Annotated in this window: 15 protein-coding genes; 8 read left to right on the top strand and 7 right to left on the bottom strand. The window is 60.4% G+C overall.

What is annotated here, in order from left to right; all coding sequences use genetic code 11:
* Positions 1-6: 6 nt before the first annotated feature.
* Genes NMA52_RS10575 through NMA52_RS10565 form a run of 3 tightly spaced genes read left to right on the top strand, consistent with a single transcriptional unit; the run spans position 7 to position 2939 of the window.
* The gene (locus NMA52_RS10575; protein ID WP_254827633.1) at positions 7-1047 is read left to right on the top strand and encodes a sensor histidine kinase; all 1041 of its coding nucleotides are present in this window, start codon (positions 7-9) and stop codon (positions 1045-1047) included.
* Positions 1044-1775, top strand: a complete 732-nt coding sequence (locus NMA52_RS19170) for a response regulator (protein ID WP_254827632.1) — start codon at positions 1044-1046, stop codon at positions 1773-1775. The genes NMA52_RS10575 and NMA52_RS19170 overlap by 4 nt, the downstream gene beginning before the upstream one ends.
* A gap of 57 nt (positions 1776-1832) precedes the next feature.
* A complete protein-coding gene (locus NMA52_RS10565) occupies positions 1833-2939 on the top strand; it encodes a TRAP transporter substrate-binding protein (protein ID WP_254827631.1) in 1107 nt (368 codons plus the stop codon).
* 9 nt (positions 2940-2948) lie between these two features.
* Here the strand turns inward: NMA52_RS10565 and NMA52_RS10560 are convergent, their stop codons facing one another.
* Entirely contained in the window at positions 2949-3944 is a 996-nt protein-coding gene (locus tag NMA52_RS10560; RefSeq protein WP_254827630.1) for a TerC family protein, read from the bottom strand.
* Between the two features lie 145 nt (positions 3945-4089).
* On the opposite strand from NMA52_RS10560, the gene NMA52_RS10555 reads away from it, so the two are divergent.
* Entirely contained in the window at positions 4090-6264 is a 2175-nt protein-coding gene (locus NMA52_RS10555; RefSeq protein WP_254827629.1) for a DUF6851 domain-containing protein, read from the top strand.
* A 28-nt stretch (positions 6265-6292) separates the two neighbouring features.
* Here NMA52_RS10555 and NMA52_RS10550 read toward each other — a convergent pair whose 3' ends face one another.
* Complete coding sequence (locus tag NMA52_RS10550; protein ID WP_254827628.1) at positions 6293-7627, bottom strand: dihydrolipoamide acetyltransferase family protein; 1335 nt, start codon at positions 7625-7627, stop codon at positions 6293-6295.
* Between the two features lie 177 nt (positions 7628-7804).
* Here NMA52_RS10550 and recR point away from each other — a divergent pair, with 177 nt between their 5' ends.
* Positions 7805-8404, top strand: coding sequence for a recombination mediator RecR (gene recR / locus NMA52_RS10545; RefSeq protein WP_254827627.1), 600 nt, complete (start codon positions 7805-7807; stop codon positions 8402-8404).
* On the opposite strand, the gene coaD is transcribed toward recR, so the two are convergent.
* Genes coaD through NMA52_RS10525 form a run of 4 tightly spaced genes read right to left on the bottom strand, consistent with a single transcriptional unit; the run spans position 8369 to position 11960 of the window.
* On the bottom strand, positions 8369-8848 hold the full coding sequence (coaD, locus tag NMA52_RS10540) for a pantetheine-phosphate adenylyltransferase (RefSeq protein ID WP_254827626.1): 480 nt from the start codon (positions 8846-8848) through the stop codon (positions 8369-8371). The genes recR and coaD overlap by 36 nt on opposite strands.
* A gap of 4 nt (positions 8849-8852) precedes the next feature.
* Positions 8853-10319 (bottom strand): hypothetical protein, encoded by a 1467-nt coding sequence (locus NMA52_RS10535; protein ID WP_254827625.1) that lies wholly within the window; start codon positions 10317-10319, stop codon positions 8853-8855.
* Entirely contained in the window at positions 10304-11014 is a 711-nt protein-coding gene (locus NMA52_RS10530) for a bifunctional 2-polyprenyl-6-hydroxyphenol methylase/3-demethylubiquinol 3-O-methyltransferase UbiG (RefSeq protein ID WP_254827624.1), read from the bottom strand. Before NMA52_RS10530 ends, NMA52_RS10535 begins: the two co-directional genes overlap by 16 nt.
* A complete protein-coding gene (locus tag NMA52_RS10525) occupies positions 11004-11960 on the bottom strand; it encodes a glycosyltransferase (protein WP_254827623.1) in 957 nt (318 codons plus the stop codon). Before NMA52_RS10525 ends, NMA52_RS10530 begins: the two co-directional genes overlap by 11 nt.
* A gap of 46 nt (positions 11961-12006) precedes the next feature.
* On the opposite strand from NMA52_RS10525, the gene NMA52_RS10520 reads away from it, so the two are divergent.
* On the top strand, positions 12007-12978 hold the full coding sequence (locus NMA52_RS10520) for a glycosyltransferase (protein ID WP_254827622.1): 972 nt from the start codon (positions 12007-12009) through the stop codon (positions 12976-12978).
* Between the two features lie 35 nt (positions 12979-13013).
* Positions 13014-14096 (top strand): chorismate synthase, encoded by a 1083-nt coding sequence (gene aroC, locus NMA52_RS10515; RefSeq protein WP_254827621.1) that lies wholly within the window; start codon positions 13014-13016, stop codon positions 14094-14096.
* Between the two features lie 278 nt (positions 14097-14374).
* On the opposite strand, the gene NMA52_RS10510 is transcribed toward aroC, so the two are convergent.
* Positions 14375-14974: a TIGR04282 family arsenosugar biosynthesis glycosyltransferase gene (locus NMA52_RS10510; RefSeq protein ID WP_254827620.1), complete on the bottom strand. Its 600-nt coding sequence runs from the start codon at positions 14972-14974 to the stop codon at positions 14375-14377.
* Positions 14975-15127: 153 nt separating this feature from the next.
* Between NMA52_RS10510 and egtB the strand changes: the two genes are divergently transcribed.
* Positions 15128-16390: an ergothioneine biosynthesis protein EgtB gene (gene egtB / locus NMA52_RS10505; RefSeq protein ID WP_254827619.1), complete on the top strand. Its 1263-nt coding sequence runs from the start codon at positions 15128-15130 to the stop codon at positions 16388-16390.

Genomic DNA, 16390 nt, shown 5'->3' with positions numbered 1-16390 from the left:
CAAATCATGTCCTCCTTCCTGACCAATAACAAGAAGCTTTTGCTGCACGTCGCCTTCTGGTTGATGTACGCTTCCTTCTTCTACTACATGATCGCGTTCGGCAGGAAGGAGGAACCCGACTGGACGCGGGTACTCCCTGACTTCTCGTTCAACATCCTGGGGCTCCTGACCATCAGCTACCTCAACTACTTCGTATTTCTGCCCCGCCTGCTGGAGCATAAGGATCTGGGGCGCTACCTGCTCCGCTTCCTCCCGGTTTTTGCCGTGCTCAGCTACCTGTTCCTTCTCGGCAAACGGGCGATCCTGCTGCCGTTCACGGGTCGCGATTCGTGGGTGTACTCGACCCGCTTCGGGGTCAGCGTGATCATCACCGCGCTGTTCATCGTGGTCTTCGTAGGGCTATTGCGCTTCGTGGAACACTACTTCCTGCTGGAGGCGGAGCGCAAGGAACTGGAGAACCGGCAACTGACCTCCGAGCTGCGCTTCCTGCGCGCCCAGGTCAATCCCCACTTCCTGTTTAACACCCTCAACAACGTGTACTTTCTGGCGGTCAACCAATCGCCCCAGACGCCCGAGGTGATCGCCAAGCTGTCCGGCATGATGCGCTACATGCTACACGAGAGCAACCACGCGACCGTACCCCTCGACAAGGAGGTCGCCTACATGGAGAACTACATCGACCTGGAGAAGATGCGCCTTAACGACGAAGTGCCCATCGCTTTTGAAGTACGGGGCGGGGGCGCAGGAGCCAGAATCGTACCCCTAATCCTAATCACCTTCCTGGAAAACGCCTTCAAGCACGGCATCAGCAATGCGGGTGGGCACAGTTGGATTACCGTAAGCCTCGTCCTGGAGGGGAATAAGCTTCGCTACGACGTCCGCAATAGCCGGGTGGCGGAGCACGAGAAAACGGTTTCCGAGCAGTCGGGCATCGGCCTGGTCAACGTTAAACGACGGCTCAAACTCAGCTATCCGGGCAAGCACCGGCTTACGGTGAACGAAACCGAGGAGGAATACGCCGTGCACCTAGAACTAACGCTATCGTGATCCGCTGCGTCATTGTCGAAGACGAGCCCATGGCCCGCAAACTGCTGGAACAGTACGTCAGCAAAACACCGGCGCTGGAACTGATGGCCGCCCTGTCCAATCCGCTCAAGGCCCTCGACTACCTGCAGCAGAACCAGCCCGACGTCCTCTTTCTGGACGTGCAGATGCCCGAGATCACCGGAATCGGGCTGCTGAAAATCATGAAGCGAAAGCCCCTCGTCGTACTTACCACCGCTTACTCGGAGTACGCCATCGAAGGGTACGAGCTCGACGTGGCGGATTACCTGCTCAAGCCGATCACCTTCGAACGCTTCCTGCAATCGGTGGAGCGCATTTCTTTGCGCCTGGGGGGGCGGGAGGTGCCGGGAAGCGTCGCTCCCTCCGAAGTTACTGCTCCCGCGGCCCCGCCCGCCTACCTGTTCGTCAAGGACGGTACGCGGTCGGTCCGGGTAAATTTCGCGGACATTCAGTACATCGAGGGCATGAAAGATTACGTCCGTATCCACCTGCCCGACCGTAAGGTGACCACCCTACAGAGCCTCAAGCACCTGGTGGAAGTGTTGCCCGCTACCGACTTCATCCGCGTTCATCACTCCTACATCGTGGGCGTCCGCTGGATCGAGGAAGTGCAGCGCGACGAGGTGAACGTCGCCGGAAAACTTCTGCCCGTGAGCGACACTTACCGCGGCGGTCTCCGGGAGTTCGTAGAGGATCGGGAATTGAAGTAGCCTCCCCCCGAATCCCGTACCTTGGTGAACCGATCCGATCACCAAACCCCAGCGCACGTGGACCGCAGAAAGATCATTAAGGGCATTGCCGCCGGCACCATCGGGCTCCCCGTAGCCCTGCGGTTGTTTGGGGGGAAGGGACGGGCGCAGTCCCGGGAAACGACCGTGAGCGGCGAGCGCTTCGACTGGAAGATGGTCACTACCTGGCCACCGGGTTTTCCGATCCTCGGGGAGGGCTGTCAGTTGTTGGCCGACATGTGCCGCCGGATGTCCGGGGGGCGGCTCAATATTCAGGTCTACGGCGGTGGGGAACTGGTCCCTCCCCTCGAAGCTTTCGATGCCGTGCGTCAGGGTGCGGCGGAAGTGGGCAGCGGGGCGGCCTACTACTGGGCCGGAAAACTGCCCGCCGCCCAGTTCTTTGCCGGCTTCCCCTTCGGCCTCAATGCTCAGCAGATGAACGCCTGGCTCCTGGCCGGCGGGGGTATGGAGCTGTGGCGGGAGCTCTACGCGACCGTCGGACTGATCCCCTTCGCCGGCGGCAACACGGGTGTACAGATGGGGGGTTGGTTCAACCGGCGCATCGAATCGGTAGCCGACTTCCGGGGGCTGAAGATGCGCATGCCCGGTCTCGGCGGACGGGTACTGGAACGGCTCGGAGCCACGCCGGTGCTGGTACCGGGCGGTGAGATCTATACCGGCCTCGAGCGCGGCATCCTCGATGCTACCGAGTGGGTGGGGCCCTACCACGACTACGTAATGGGCTTCCACGAGATCGCCAAATACTATTACTATCCGGGCTGGCACGAGCCCGGCACGAATTTTGAGTTCTTCGTCAACCGGGAAAAGTACGCCGAGCTCCCCCCCGACCTGCAGGAGATATTCGCCGTGGCCACTCACCACATCAATCTTCACACCCTTTCCGCCTTCGAGGCCAAGAATGCCGAATACCTGGAGAAACTGAAGCAGGTGCCCGGTTTGTCCATCCTCCCCTACCCCGACGCGCTGGTCGAAAATGCCCGGCGGGCGGCCGACGAAGTGATGCGCGAGTACGCCGATTCGGACGAAACCACCCGCCGGGTGTACGCCTCTATTCAGCAGTTCCGTAAAATCTCCAAGCCCTGGAGCGGCATCACCGAACGGCGCTTTTACGAGGAGCTTTCCTAGGCCCCCGGTTTACAGTTGGTGATCTTCGGGCACTTGGCTCGGTGCCGCGATCTTGGTAGGGTCGTCCGGATGTTCTGTGGGCGTTTTCCGCATTAGCGACACGATCACGCCGGCGGCCAGAGTGACGAAGATGACGACCAGGCTGATCCATTCCTCGGGGTGCCAGACTTCGTGCAGCATCAGTTTAACCCCGACGAAGGTCAGGATGAGGGCCAGGCTGTACTTCAGGTAGCCGAACTTATCGATCATGGACGACAGTACGAAATAGAGCGCCCGTAGCCCGAGGACCGCCAGTATATTCGAGGAAAACACCAGGAAGGAATCCGTCGTAATGCCCAGAATGGCAGGAATAGAGTCGATAGCGAAGATGATGTCGGTGGTTTCGACCATCACGAGCGCTACGAAGAGGGGTGTAGCGGCCAGGATGTGGCGGCGACGAACCCAGAAATCGTGACCGTGGTACTCGTTCGTTACGGGTACGATGCGCTTGACCAACTTGATCACGGGGTTGTCCGATGGGTGAATCTCTTCCGCTTTACCTACCATTTTATAGGCGGAGTACAGCAGGAGCAAGCCGAAAACGTAGAACATCCAGTCGAACTTCTCCAGCAAATAAACCCCGGCCAGGATCATGCCCAGACGGAAGAAGACGGCTCCGAGGATACCCCAGAAAAGCACCCGGTGCTGGTACTTCGCGGGGACCTGGAAGTAGCCGAAGATGACCGCGATCACGAAGACGTTGTCCATACTCAGCGACAACTCTACCAGATAGCCGGTGAGATAGTTGATCATAGCGGTGTGGGCGGGCAGGGGAGAATCTACCCATCCGTTGTCGTAGGCCAGGTACACGAAACCGCTGAACCCGAGTCCGATGGACATCCACAGCGCGGTCTGCCCCAGCGCCTCCCGCGTACGCGGAACGTGGTCGTGCTTATTCAGTACGAACAAGTCGAGAAAAAGCAACAGCAGCACGAAGACGGAGAAACCGATCCAGAGGAGAGACATCGGGGGAAGTTATGTGCCCTATAACGGATAGGAAATGAGTATGTTCCGCTACCGGAGTCGTGGCGTACGGCCGACGATAACTAGGCCAGGCCGGAGCCCTATCGGGCGGGGAGGTCACGTATATTTACCTCTAAATATCCGTGATTTGGCCCTACGCTGTATTCTCGTCCTCGGTTTTCTGTACTCGCTGACCCTCTCCGCACAAACGCCGGCACACTCCGTAGCCCGTCAGTGGAACGAGGTATACCTGACGGCCATCCAGAACGACTTTGCCCGCCCCGTGGTGCACGCCCGTAATCTGTACCACAGTTCGGCGGCCATGTACGATGCCTGGGCCATGGTCAACCGCCAGGGAGGCACCGCGGTAGTGCAAGGGGTCGACGGACTTCCGGACTACCCCGACCGTCGGGCCGCCGCCGAGACGGCCGTGAGCTACTCCGCCTACCGGATCTTGATGCACCGTTACCGCAACGCCCCGGGCTTCGAGCGTATCCGGTACGCTGCTACGACCCTATTACGGGAACAAGGCCACGACCCGGCCTTTACCCTGGCCGATCCCTACGACGAAGATCCGGCCGCCCTGGGCAATTACATCGCCGCCCGGGTGATCGAATACGGACGTACCGATGGGTCCAACGAAGCGCTCGACTACGCCAACGACGGCTACCCCGACCCCATCAATCCCCCGCTTCACCTGAACCGTCCGTTTAGCATTCTCGGCCTTCAGGACCCCAATCGTTGGCAACAATTGGCCTTTCCCGGAACGGTGATCGACCAGTCCGGCAACGTTATCGGCAACGTACCCACCTTTCTCGGGGCCAGTTGGGGACGAGTCACGCCCTTCGCCATTCCAGATGAGGTGCGGACCGTCCCAACTCCAACAGACAGCATTCACGGCAATAGCCCGGTATACCACGATCCGGGCCCGCCTCCTTATTACACTCTGGAAGACACCGCCCAGCTGAATCTGTACCGCTGGAACTTCGAAACGGTCCTGAAGTGGTCGTCTCACCTGGACCCGACCGACGGAGTGATGTGGAATATCTCCCCCGGCGCCCGCGGTAACCTCACGACCGATCTGCCGACCACCCCGGAGGAGTACCGGGCTTTTTACGACCAGCACGAAGGGGGGCAGCCGGGCGAGGGGCGGGCGGTCAACCCCGTCACCGGACAGCCCTACCCGGACAATATCGTCCCCCGGGGGGATTACACCCGCGTGCTGGCGGAGTTCTGGGCGGACGGCCCCCTGTCCGAAACACCGCCCGGGCACTGGTTCTCGATCTTCAACACGGTCATGGATCATCCTCTTTTCCGCCGCAACTTGTGGGGTGAGGGGGACGAGCTGGATCCACTCGAGTACGACGTAAAGGCGTACCTCACCCTCGGCGGGGCCATGCACGACGCGGCCATTACGGCCTGGAGCATCAAGGGGAAGTACGACTACATCCGGCCCATCTCGGCGGTTCGCTACCTTGCCGCCCGGGGGCAGGCCACGGTTCCCGCTCACCGCTTCTACGACCCTGGCGGCATTCGTCTCGATCCCGGCTTCATCGAATTGGTTGAGGACGACAGCGAAGTGGTGAACGGCACCTTCCTCATGACGGTGAAGGCCCGTGCCTGGATCGGTAATACATTCATTGAGGACGCGGAAATCGAACAGGCGGGGGTGGACTGGATCAACCCCTCCGTCTGGGAGCCCTACCAACGACCCAACTTCGTTACACCCAACTTTGCCGGTTACATTTCCGGGCATTCGACCTTCAGCGCCGCCGCCGCTACCGTGCTGGAACGACTGACGGGCACTCCCTACTTTCCCGGGGGCGTGGGCGAGTTCGTGGCGAAGAAGAATGAGTTCCTCGTGTTCGAGGAAGGCCCGAGTGTGGACGTGGTGCTCCAGTGGGCTACCTACCACGATGCCGCCGCGGAGACCAGTCTGAGCCGCATCTGGGGCGGAATTCATCCACCGGCGGATGATATTCCGGGCCGCCGCATCGGTAAGATCGTCGGCCGGGACGCCTACGAAAAGGCCGATAAGATCTTCCGGGGAGAAATTACCCCCATCAGGGAGCCGTCACGAGCCGATCACCTTCTCGTCGTGTATCCCAACCCCGTGCACCCGGGCACTCCCCTGCGGGTGGAGACTGCCCATCTCGGCCAAACAATAAATGTCCTCGAACTCCACAACGCGCTGGGCCAGCCGGTACGGCAGGTTTTCCTCACCGGTGGTCGGGCCGAGGTGGGTACCGCGGACCTTCGTCCGGGGATATACTACCTCCGCGACCGGTCGGGACGGCTATCCATCAAGGTTCTGGTGATCTAGGGAAGCGCGGTGGCTACTTCCCCTGCCCTCACACCATCAGGCGGATGGGCTCCTCGAGCGTGGCCTTCACGTCGTTGAGGAACTGAGCGGCGCTGGCTCCGTCGACGACGCGGTGGTCGCTGCTCAGCGTCAGGCGCATGACCTTGCCGGGAACGACGGCGCCGTCGCGGACAACGGGTTTGTCGTTAATGCCACCAACCGCGAGGATCGATGCATCGGGCGGATTGATGATGGCCGTAAAGTCTTCGATGCCGAACATTCCCAGGTTGGAGATCGTGAAGGTGTTGCCGGTCATTTCGTCCTGGCTGAGCTTCTTATTCTTGGCCCGGCCGGCGAGCTCCTTCACTTCGCCGTTGATCTGGCTGAGGGACTTCATGTCGGCGTAACGCACTACGGGTACGAGCAGACCGTCGGGAATGGCTACCGCCACGCCAATGTTGACGTCGCGGTTTACGCGGATCTTATCGCCTAACCAGCTGGAGTTGATGGCGGGGTGCTTGCGCAAGTTGACGGCACACGCTTTGACGACCAGGTCGTTGAAGCTGATCTTGACGGGGGCCACTTCGTTGAGGCGCTTGCGCATCTCCCAGACCTTCGACATATCGACCTCGACGGTAACGTAGAAGTGGGGCGCGCTGAACTTGGATTCTCCGAGCCGGCGGGCGATCACCTTGCGCATCTGGCTGACGGGTACGTCCTCGTAGTTTGCTTCGCCACCGCCGCCGAAGGAGAAGGCGGGAACCTTGGTTTCGGGCTTCTCGACGTCCACGTTGGGGCTGGGTTGCTTGGCGGGTACCGGTTGGGCGGTAGCGGGTTGCGGTTGCTGGGGAGCGGCCTTTTGCCCGGCCGGAGCGGCGGACTGGGCTTCCTCTATGTCGCGCTTCACGATACGGCCGCCCTCTCCGGATCCGATGATGGTGGCCAGATCGAGGCCGGCATCCTTGGCCATGGCCCGGGCAAGGGGGCTTACCTTCAGGCGGTCGCCCTCGGAGCTTTCGGAGGTGTTGTTCTCCTCGGACGTGCCGGACTCATTCGCGGCGTCGGATTTCGCGGCGGGTGATTCCGCGACGGGTTCCGCGCTGCTCCCACCTCCGGAGGCTCCGTCGATGGCGGCCTGCCAGTCTTCACCTTCCTCGCCGATCACCGCGATGACGCCGTCGATGGGCACGGCACCTTCCTTTACGGCGATGTGCAGCAGGGTGCCCTCGAAGAAGGAGTCTAACTCCATGGTGGCCTTATCGGTTTCCACTTCTGCCAGCGTCTGGCCGGGTTCTACGGTCTCGCCTTCCTCTACGAGCCAGGATACAATATTGCCTTCTTCCATCGTATCGCTCATACGGGGCATGCGAATCACCTCAGCCATAATATCTTTCGTTTTGGGTTGTTGTCGGGGGACGCGCAAATTTGCGGCCTATTCCCGGGATAAACAAACTGATTCAGGATAGACTTGTTTTCTTTGCTCAACCCTTCCTACCGGTAGCCACCGGACCTACCGGATCCTTCCGGCTCCCGCGGCCCCGCCCCTTAGCTTCCCCGATACATGCAATTTTCCTCCCGACTGATCGAAGACGCCGTCAATGCCTTTGCCGGCCTACCGGGCATTGGCAAAAAGACGGCCCTGCGGCTGGTCCTCAGCCTCGTGCAGCGCCCTACGGAAGACAGCGTGCAACTGGCCCGCGCCATTGCCCGGATGCGGGAAAATATCCAGCATTGCATCACCTGCGGAAACCTGAGCGACCAGAACGTATGCAGCATCTGCCGCGATCAGCGCCGCGATAAATCAACCATCTGCGTGGTAGAAAGCATCCGCGACGTCATGGCCATCGAGGAGACGCAGCAGTACCGCGGCGTGTATCACGTACTGGGCGGCGTGATCAGTCCGATCGAGGGCATCGGTCCGGCGGACCTCAACATCGACACCCTGGTGCAGCGGGCCGCTGCCCAGGAGGTGCAGGAAGTGATCATGGCGATCAGTCCGACCATCGAGGGGGACACTACGATCTTCTACATCAATAAGCAACTGACGGAGGCGGACGTGCAAGTTAGCAGCATTGCCCGGGGCGTAAGCTTCGGAGGGGAACTGGAGTACGCCGACGAAGTGACGCTAGGCCGGAGTATCGTGGCGCGCCGGAAGTTGTAAGCCTTCCGGTAGAAAGGGGCGAGCGTTACCCCCTCCCTTAATGATCTCCCGCACGATGGTGGAGCTGATGTGGCTGTAGGCCGGTTGGCTGATGAGGAAAATGGTTTCCAGTCCGTCGCCCACGATCTCGTTGAGTTGGGAGATAGTCTTTTCGTAATCGAAATCGCTGGCGTTGCGCAGTCCCCTCAGAAGGTAGCGGGCCTGGATCCGGCGGCAGTAGTGGGCGGTGAGCCCTTCGAAGCTGTCTACGCTCACCTTGGGCTCGTCGGCGAACACCTCCCGTAGCCATTCCATGCGTTGTTCCAGATCGAAGAGGTACTGCTTCTGGGCGTTCACGCCGACGGCAACCACGATGCGGTCGAAGAGGGGCACGGCCCGCTTCACCAATTCCACGTGGCCACGGGTGATGGGATCGAAGGATCCGGGGAAGACGGCGGTTCTCATAAAGTTAATTTACACGCTTTTTGTAGATGGTAAAGAGGCCGAATTGGCGGTCCCGCTCGAAGTACTCGGCCACGTCGATGCCGAAAAATTCCGTTTCCTCGTGCTCGAGTACCAAATAGTCCAGTTCATGATGCTGGATCATTTCGTACAGATGGTGGTAGTCGTATACGCCCCGCCGGTACGTGAGCCGGTGAATATCTTCCTGGAACAAAATGATCTCCCCGGGGAAGGAAAGTGCCACCATGTTGTCGGCGACATAAACGTGATCAAAGGGACGCTGGTCGACAAGGTAGTGAACGAGCCGCCGGCGATCCACGTCGATACTCAGCGGCGCTCCGTGGACCAAACTTAGCGTATGGGCCGCAATCCGGGGGCCGTACCGATAGCCGGCAAACGCCAGCATCTGCACCCCTAACAGGAGCAGGATCCACTGGAAAGTCCGGCGAAGATTCCGTTCGATCAGGGATAGCAGGTATCCCAGGCCAACCAACAAGATCACGACGAATTCATTCAGGTAGTTAATCGCCGAGCCGTGTTTGAGCCCGGTGATAAGGCTGAAAATCAGCGTTCCAACCATCAAAAAAATTAGCTTGCGCCCCCTCGATCCAAGTCGATCGCTCCCCAGGCGGATGCCCAGCAGCACCGTAATACCGATAAGGGGCCCGTGGTAAGCGACCACTGCGAAGTAGATCCTTTCGACCGTCGATTTGACGTCAATGCCGTTATCCACGCCGTCCACTACGTTTTCCCATAGGAAGGTCATTGAATAGCCGCATCCCCACGCCACCCCCAAGAAAAGCAGGGTTGCCGTTATACCCGTCGCCACGTAAAGGGCCATCTGCCGGTAGGCAGCCCGACGAATAAAGTACAGGCCGGCCAGGCACCCGAAGACAACGAAGTTTTGCTTACTCAGACAACCGGCGCAGACCACTAGTGCAAGCAGTGCGCTGCTTCGCCCCGTCGTCAGGGTCTCCCGCAAAAAGACGCGCAGGAAAAGCAGCAGAAAAACGAATACCAGTACGTCCGGCCTGGCCATAAAGTACCACGGGTAGGTGTACACCACCACGAGACCGCACAGTAGTCCGGCCGTTTTCCGGGAGCAGCCGAGGTCGTGCCTCAGTAATCTTCGGAACTGATCCAGGCCGAATACAAACATTCCGCTACTAAGCACCCGCATCACTACCAAAAGTCCGTACACCGACGACGGATCGAATCCCAGCAGTGACAGGAGTACGTCACCGGTGATGTAGTAAAGGGGGCCATACTGAGTAATACTAAAGGGCGGGCGTTCGGGATCCAGGTATAGGTTACCATTGTCGACCAGCAGGCGCTGGAGGGTATGGATCACGTTAGTATCTACCCCGCGAAGGTCATCCGGATACAGTACCGCCAGTATACTCAGGACGATCACCACAATGCCCGCGCCTGCACTCACCCACCTAAACGTCCGGTCCCCTATACTTTTTCCCATACCCCGATTAGTGATTTACCGACAAACCGACCCAGGATCGGGTCGGAGCAGGCAGATATCCACACCAGGAAGTTATCCCAGAACGCGATCTGGCGGGGGGTAGGAAGCGACTGTTTGAGGAAAAGCCGATTTGCTACCGATGCTCCCCACCCCGCGCTATCGAGATAGAATAAAGCCTTTTCTTTCACTCCAGGACAGACCACCGATCGGAGTCGGGACTTATCGTAGCGGCGAAAGTGGCCTATGCGACGATCGAATTCCGTATAGAGGTAGTCGAAAGCGGGAACCAATACGATGAGGTGCCCCCCCGGACGCAGCCGCCGCCCGGCGTCCGTGAGCTCCGCCCGATCTTCCCGTATGTGCTCCAGTACGTCTATATACATGATGGTATCAAACGAAACTGCCGGCGACAGATCCGCCAGTGTCCCCGTCCTTACCTGTGCGGGAACGGACAGACCGGCAATCTCATCCTTCGCCCGCCGGGCCAATTCCGGATCGGGCTCTAACAATGTCAGCCCGGTCATCGCACTTCCCGCCGCCTGGGTGAGGGCGGCGGCGTTTGCCCCCATTCCCGCGCCCACCTCAAGTACCGACCCGCGCACGAAGGGTGCTACTTTGCCCGCCCAGTATCGCTTCCAGCACACGGCCCCCCGGAACAGTTCCAGTTCGTCTCCTTCGTATGGTCTACTGGTCATACTCAGCGCCTAGGTGATCCACGGAGTAGATCAGTTGTTTGTAGAACCCTACCGGAGGATGAGGCTTCTGACTGCGGCGGTTGAGCTGCTGGAGCAGCACCAGGAAGGCAAAACCGGCGGTAGTGACCACCACGTTGAATACAGCGGCGAATAGCAACGAAGCCCAACCGGGAATGGCCAGGTCGGTGAACGTTCGGACGTAAATTATAGTCAGAAGTACCACGACCATGGACAGGACGACTATGGCCAGGAAGCGGAACAACTTGACGACGATGCGATCCACGAACAGGGACAATGCGCTCATCCCGTGCAGGATCAGGGCATCCGCGTTCATGTGGGACCGCCCCGCGTACCGTCGTCCGCGATCCGTCTGTACTACCGTATACTGAACATTCGATTTGATCATGGCTGCGGAGTAATGATTCCAGAAATTAGGGTCGTTTGTAATTCGCAGCAGTAGATCGACCGGCAGGCAACTGAAGTTTCCGAACCGGATGCGCTTGCCGGAAAATAACCGGAACATGGACCGGTAAACAAGGTAGCCGAGCCGGAAGGTTACATCCTCCGAACGGCGCCGCCGGCCCGCGAAAACGACCCGGTTGCCAGTCGCCTCGCTCGCGGTGAGTAGCCGGGGCACGTCGGCCGGTCGGTCTTCCCCGTCGCAATCCATGACGATGATCCGCCTGGCGGAATGCCGGAGCCCGGCCACGTAACAAAGTCCGATGAGAATGGCACGTTGGTGACCCTGATTGGTGGTAAGATTCACGACGTGCACCGCGGTCCGGTCCGGAACTACTCCCCAATCCGGAGTGATCGGCGACCCGTCGTTGACGGCTACGACGTGGAGAAAGGCACAGGCAGAGCCGAGTTCGTGATCGAGATCGACGAGCAGCCGGGCCAGACTTTCCCAGTCGTTGTAGACGGGAGTAACTATGATGAGTTCCATACGTGAGTGCGCCGGTTGCAAGCACAAAAGTAGCTTTCTTTACCCGATGACGGTCAGCATCATCATCCCGACCTTTAATGCCGAGCGGTACATCCGAAGATCGCTGTTAAGTGCGCTGGCGGCGGGCGCGCGGGTGCCGGGCAGGTGGGAGATCGTAGCCGTGGATAACGGCTCCACCGACCGCACGGTCGCATTCCTGGAGCAGGCGGTCCGGGAACATCCCGCACAGCTCCGACTTATTCACTGCACGCAACGGGGGGCGCCGGCGGCGCGCAACTACGGTGCCCGGCATAGCTCCGGCGAATGGCTGCAGTTCCTGGATGCTGACGATACTATCGCTCCGGAAAAAATCTGCCGGCAACTGCTACTGGCCGGGACTGCCGACTGGGTGATCGGTGCATACCGTCACCTGTACGCGGACGGCAGTACCGAAGACTCTCTACCCCACCCCGACCCGTGGCGGGGACTCTTTCATAACTACCGTACGGGACATACCATTTCCAACTTAGTCCGTCGTCCGGCCTTTGACCGTATCGGTGGATGGGACGAGTCATTGCGCAGCAACCAGGACCCCGACTTACACTTTCGCCTGCTCCGCGCCGGGGTGCCCTTCGTCCTCGATTCGGTCGTCGGGAGTTTCTACTACCATCACCACGGTCCGCGCATCGTCGGGAGCGATCCGGGGGGAGCCATGCAGCGGCGCATTCAGATGCTCGCGGCGGCCAACGCTTTCCTGATCGATACCCGTCCGGAATACTGGCACGAACACGCTCCCTTTTTCCTCGGCGCACTACTCCGCGCGGTGCGCATGCTGGCCACTTACGATCTTCCCTCCGCCATCGAGGCCTACGGGGCATACTTCGGGCACCCGAACGATTGGGCCATCAATCGGCCTTACCAACTCGTACCCCGCTACACCCGCCTCTACCCCTACCTCGGCTTCCGCACCCTCGAACGGCTCCGGCTCAGCTTGGCCGGCGTAATACCGGACCCACTTAAGCGGATGCTGAAGTCCTGAACGATTACTTTTGCCGCTTCTCCAGCAACTTACCTATGTCAGGCAGTACCCACGGCACCCTCTTTCGCGTCACTACTTTCGGGGAAAGCCACGGCGTAGGCCTTGGCGTAACGATCGACGGCTGCCCGGCCGGTCTGCTACTGGACGTGGAGGCGATCGAGCGGGAGATGGAGCGGCGACGGCCGGGACAGAGCCGCATCGTCACCCAGCGGAAGGAAGCCGACGGGATCCAACTCCTGTCGGGAACCTTCGAGGGAAAAACGACCGGTACGCCCATCGGCATGGTGATCTTTAACCAGGATCAGCGGAGTAAGGATTACGGTCACATTTTCGATAAGTACCGGCCGAGTCACGCGGACTATACCTTCACCGCGAAGTACGGTCACCGCGACTACCGCGGCGGCGGTCGCTCCTCCGCCCGGGAAACCGCCGCCCGGGTGGCGGCCGGGGCGGTCGCCCGGCAATTGCTCGCCCACTTCGGGGTATCGATACACAGCTACGTCGACCAGGTCGGCGACATTGCCACGGGAAAGAACCACGACGAACTGGATCTCAGCCTGATCGATTCCAACGACGTGCGCTGTCCCGACCCGGAGATTGCCGCCCGCATGGAGGCGGAGATTATGGCCGTCAAGAAGGCCGGTGACACCATCGGCGGGGTGGTGAAGTGCGTCGTGAAGGGGGTCCCCGCCGGCTGGGGCGAGCCGGTCTTCGATAAGCTACACGCCGATCTGGGAAAGGCCATTCTGAGTATTAACGCCTGCAAGGGCTTCGAGTACGGTAGCGGATTCGACGGGGTGACGCTACGCGGCAGCGCCCACAACGATGCCTTCTACACCGACGATACCGGCCGCACCCGGACCCGGACGAACCGCAGTGGCGGCATCCAGGGAGGAATATCAAACGGGGAGGACATCTACTTCCGCGCCGCCTTCAAGCCGGTGGCAACCATCATTGCCGACCAGGAAAGCGTCAACGAGGCCGGAGAGGCCGTCACGGTCGTGGGTAAGGGACGCCACGACCCCTGCGTACTGCCCCGGGCCGTGCCCATCGTCGACGCGATGGTAGCCCTGGTGCTGGCGGATCACTGCCTGCGGGCAAGGGGGGACCGGCTGTAGCGCCAATTGTAGCGCCGGCTTGAGCCGGCGAGCTGGACCGATTGTAGCGCCGGCTTGAGCCGGCGAGCTGGACAAAAAAACTGTGGCGGCATGACGGCTCAAGCCGTCGCTATACGGCAACCCGGCCAAAGTCATCGCAGCACGACAGCGTGACGGCTCAAGCCGTCGCTACACGGCAACCCGGCCGAAGTCATCGCAGTACGACAGCGTGACGGCTCAAGCCGTCGCTACACGTAGAACTGCATGGATTGAGAGCAGCGTGACGGCTCAAGCCGTCGCTACAGGGGCCAGCCGTAGCCCAGCCAGTCTTCCAGGTGATCGACGTCGGAGAGTGCCGCTAGCTGTTTCACGGTAAGGCCCCGCTCCCGCGTCCGTGCCAGCGTTTGTTCGAGTACTTCGGCCGTGCTCCACTCCATGCCGGCGAACAGTTCCGGATGCGGATGGCGCATGCCCAGCAGATAATATCCACCGTCGAGCGCCGGTCCGATGACCACCTCATGATCCGCGAGGGCGGCAAAGGCATTGTTGAGAAGCTCCGTCGTCACGCCCGGGCAGTCACTGCCGATGATCACGACCCGGTCATGGTCGCGCGCGAAGGCCCGATCGAAGGCGGCGGCCATCCGTTCTCCGAGGCCAGGTCCCATCTGTACGAGTTTAATGAAGTCATCGTTCGGCCAATCGTCCGCCACATCTACGCGCTCGGAGTAGTGCAGGTAGCGGGTCACCCCCTTTAGCCCGGCGGCCTGATCGCGCGTATGCCGCATAAGTACGCGGTACATTTCCAGGGCTTTCTCGTGTCCTACGTCCTGGGCGAGGCGCGTTTTGGTCCGTCCGGCGACGGGATTCTTAACCATAATCAGGAGGGCGGGCTGTTGCATGGCCGCCAAGATAGGTACGCCCGGCGCCAAACACTCACCGGAGCCCCTCCCCTTCCGCGCTACGCTCCGCCGCCCCGTTACCGGGTCGAACACATTCGGGGGCAGCCGGCGTTCTGACAGGGTAATTCGAAAAGAGAGAAACACCTCCGAGACGTGATCCAGGCCGCCCCCATACAAACGAAAATTCTTCGGCACTACGCGGAAGTCAGGGAACAATCCCTTTATCTCTGCGCACCCCTGCAGCCGGAGGACTACACCGTCCAGCCCGTCGACGACGTGAGCCCCCCGAAGTGGCACCTGGGGCATTCCACCTGGTTCTTCGAAAACTTCATTCTTGTTCCCTACGCCTCCGACTACACTCTCTTTGACGAACGCCTGAACTGGTTTTTCAACAGCTACTACGAAAGCCAGGGGCCCCGCATCCTACGCAGCAACCGGGGCAATATGACCCGCCCGGAACTGTCCGTGATCCTGGACTACCGCCGCCACGTCGACCGGGCGATGGAGTTACTGCTCGAAGAGGATGATCCGCAGATTGCGGCCCTTACGGAACTAGGTCTGAACCACGAGCAGCAGCACCAGGAACTACTCCTGACGGACATCAAGTACATTCTAGGCACGAACCCCCTGTACCCTACCTACCGCCGGACGGACGAGCCCTCCCCGACGGCCGTCCCGGAACTTCGGTTTCATTCCATTGCCGGTGGGCAATACGGAATCGGACACACCGGCCCCGGATTTCGGTGGGACAATGAGCTTAGCCGTCACGACGTCCTACTGCAGGACTTCGGGATCGCCTCCCGCCTCGTCACCAACGGCGAGTTTCTCGAATTCATGGCGGACGGCGGCTACGAACGCTTCGAACTCTGGCAAATGGAAGGAATCGCCTGGGCCAGAGCGTTGGAAACCAAGGCACCGCTGTACTGGCATTCCACCGATCAGGGCTGGCAACAGTACACCCTCGACCGGGGGCTGACCGCCCTGGACCCCGCCCTGCCCGTCACCCACGTCAGTTGGTACGAAGCCGACGCTTACGCGCGGTGGGCCGGTGCCCGGCTACCGACGGAATTCGAGTGGGAAGTAGCGGCCGGTCAACTGTCCCCCGGTATCCCGGAGGACGGCAACTGGGTGGAACGCCGCGATTATCACCCTACCGCCGCGGCGGACGCTACCGATCACCAATTGCTCGGACATGCATGGGAATGGACGAATTCCTCCTACCTTCCCTACCCCCGCTATCCCCGACCCGAGGGAGCCCTCGGCGAATACAACGGAAAATTTATGGTCAATCAAATGGTATTGCGCGGCGGCAGTTGTGCCACCCCCCGGAGCCACATTAGACCCACGTATCGTAACTTCTTCCAAACCGATAAACGATGGCAGTTTACGGGCATCCGCCTGGCCAAAGACTTATAA

The sequence above is a fragment of the Lewinella sp. JB7 genome, from assembly GCF_024297185.1.
In the GTDB taxonomy this organism is placed as follows: Bacteria; Bacteroidota; Bacteroidia; order Chitinophagales; family Saprospiraceae; genus Neolewinella.
The sequence above is the reverse complement of the archived record's forward strand: the minus strand, read 5'-3'. Positions and strand labels throughout refer to the sequence as shown.